The sequence below is a fragment of the Paenibacillus sp. Aloe-11 genome (assembly GCF_000245715.1).
Lineage (GTDB): Bacteria > Bacillota > Bacilli > Paenibacillales > Paenibacillaceae > Paenibacillus > Paenibacillus kribbensis.
In genome coordinates this window covers 44,704-47,032 of record NZ_JH601043.1, presented here as the reverse complement: position 1 = coordinate 47,032, position 2,329 = coordinate 44,704, and the positions used below count along the sequence as shown (strand labels likewise).

Genomic DNA, 2,329 nt, shown 5'->3' with positions numbered 1-2,329 from the left:
GTCGAAGCCGTCATAGCCGTATCCATGCATCTCACCTCAAGCCAAACCAATCTGCGGTTAGCTGAGCGTTGGCCCGGGCTGGTACGCCCAGCCTTCGGGTTTCATCCCGAGCAGCCTCTTCCATCACAAGCCGAGCTTGATCTGTTGTTTGACTGGATGGACAAGCATATAGAGCAGATGGTTGCCGTTGGCGAAGTCGGCTTGCCCTACTACAATCGGCTGGAGGCCGCGCGAAGCGGATCTTTCTTTGACCTCACTCCCTACATAGCACTGCTGGAGCGTTTTATCCGGTTTTCACGGAAGCATAACAAGCCTATTGTGCTGCACGCCGTTTATGAAGACGCCGATATCGCTTGCGACCTTCTGGAACGGCACGGTGTCACACAGGCGCATTTTCACTGGTTCAAGGGCTCTGCCGCCACGACCGAACGTATGGCCCGGAACGGCTACTATGTCTCCTTCACACCCGATCTTCTCTATGAAGAAGAAATTCGCAAATTGGCGAGACAGTACCCGTCCAATCAAATCATGGCAGAGACAGACGGACCTTGGCCGTTCGAGGGAGCTTTTACCGGACAACAGACACATCCACGGATGACTGCCGACGTCATTCGCGCGTACAGCAAGCTGACCGATCAAGACGAGACTGCCGTCCGCCTAGCATTTTATGGAAATACGAGACGCTTCTACTCACTATCCAAGTGATAAAGTCATATTTAGCAGTCAGCAGTCCCTGAAAGAATAAGATATCTGCTTTTACAGCATAAGCAAAGAACCTCCAGATACGCATCATAAACTGCGTAACCGAAGGTTCTTTGTATTTTTAAACCTATATAGAGGCTTTATAAGTCCCATATAGGCTTCTGCTTTTTTTATGGCTGCTCTACTTTATTGCTTCAAAAATCCCTTTTGCTCCAAAAATGGCTTCAACTGCAACCGTGCAGGCTCAGTCAGTCTCGCCGCCATTTGTTCAGACCAAGGCGTAGAGCGTTGACCGCCTGTACGCTCCTTCAAATATTCAGCCGATGTGTGATCATATAGCTCTACAGCCTTCATCGTCTGATTTTGGTCGTAGCCGTTCATGTGCAAAACACCGGACAGCGGAAGACGTGGACGCAAGCCCGTGTCCTGATCCGGTACGCCGATACACATACCGAACACCGGATATACCAGTTCAGGCAACCCTAACAGCTCGGATACCTCAGCTATTTTCGTACGGATACCCCCGATGTAGACGATACCCAAGCCAAGTGATTCAGCGGCTACTGCTGCATTCTGTGCAGCTAACGCGGCGTCAATGGTCGCAACTGTATAATTTTCGACGGAACCTTCGTAGGAAGGCTGACCTGGCTGATGGTGAACCGTGACCTGCTTCAAGCGATACAAATCCGCACACCATACCAGAAACACCGGGCATTGCTCAACATAAGCCTGACCCCCCGCCAGCTCAGCCAGCTTGGTTTTCAAAGCAGGCTCTGTAACGGCAATGACGGTATAAGCCTGCACATTGCTGGACGAGGAAGCCATTTGGCCAGCCGCCACAATAGCTGCGAGCTGCTCGTCGGTAACGGCGTCTGACTTGAATTTTCGTACAGACCGATGATTCATCAACAAGGAAATCGTATCATTCATGACTGCTTCACTCCTAATCCATAATATAAGCTTTTTATCTGTGTCAAGCTGTGAGTATTCGAAGAAGCTCTTGCATGCTTGCATGGCACTCCTACGAATATTATGAAACTTTCGCGGTTGATAAGCAACCTAACGCGATATAGGGCAACCGCAGGGGGAAAAGAACCAAGCATAACAAAAAAGCAAGCACGCTGAAAATCAAATCAGACGTACTTGCTCCAACACCAATTTTGTCACACTCCAGATCATTCTGGTGCTCGTATCCTGCCTAATTCATCATTGCAATTACAGCTTTACCCGCTGGAGACGCAGCGCATTCAGCACGACCGAAACAGAGCTGAATGCCATGGCTGCTCCCGCCAGCCACGGAGCGAGGAAGCCCAAGGCAGCAATCGGGATACCGATTACGTTGTAACCGAGCGCCCAAAACAGATTCTGCCGTATGTTAGTCATCGTCCGGCGACTCATTTCGATCGCATCGGGAATGCTGTTCAGGTTGCCACGCATCAGCGTAATATCGGCGGCTTCCATCGCTACATCCGTACCCGTGCCCATCGCCATCCCAATATTAGCCGTGGCCAGTGCAGGCGCATCGTTAATACCATCGCCCACCATGGCTACGATCAAGCCTTGTTCCTGAAGCCGTTTCACCTCTTCAGCCTTGCCTTCAGGCAGCACCTCCGCCAGTACCCGCTCA

3 protein-coding genes are annotated in these 2,329 nt (G+C 51.0%); 1 reads left to right on the top strand and 2 read right to left on the bottom strand.

What is annotated here, in order from left to right:
- Positions 1 to 705 (top strand): TatD family hydrolase (locus WG8_RS02370; protein ID WP_007428466.1); only part of this gene is annotated, 705 nt, incomplete at its 5' end.
- A 183-nt stretch (positions 706 to 888) separates the two neighbouring features.
- On the opposite strand, the gene nfsA is transcribed toward WG8_RS02370, so the two are convergent.
- Both nfsA and WG8_RS27750 read right to left on the bottom strand, forming a co-directional pair.
- The gene (gene nfsA, locus WG8_RS02365; protein WP_007428465.1) at positions 889 to 1,632 is read right to left on the bottom strand and encodes an oxygen-insensitive NADPH nitroreductase; all 744 of its coding nucleotides are present in this window, start codon (positions 1,630 to 1,632) and stop codon (positions 889 to 891) included.
- 285 nt (positions 1,633 to 1,917) lie between these two features.
- Positions 1,918 to 2,329 (bottom strand): HAD-IC family P-type ATPase (locus tag WG8_RS27750; protein WP_007428464.1); only part of this gene is annotated, 412 nt, incomplete at its 5' end.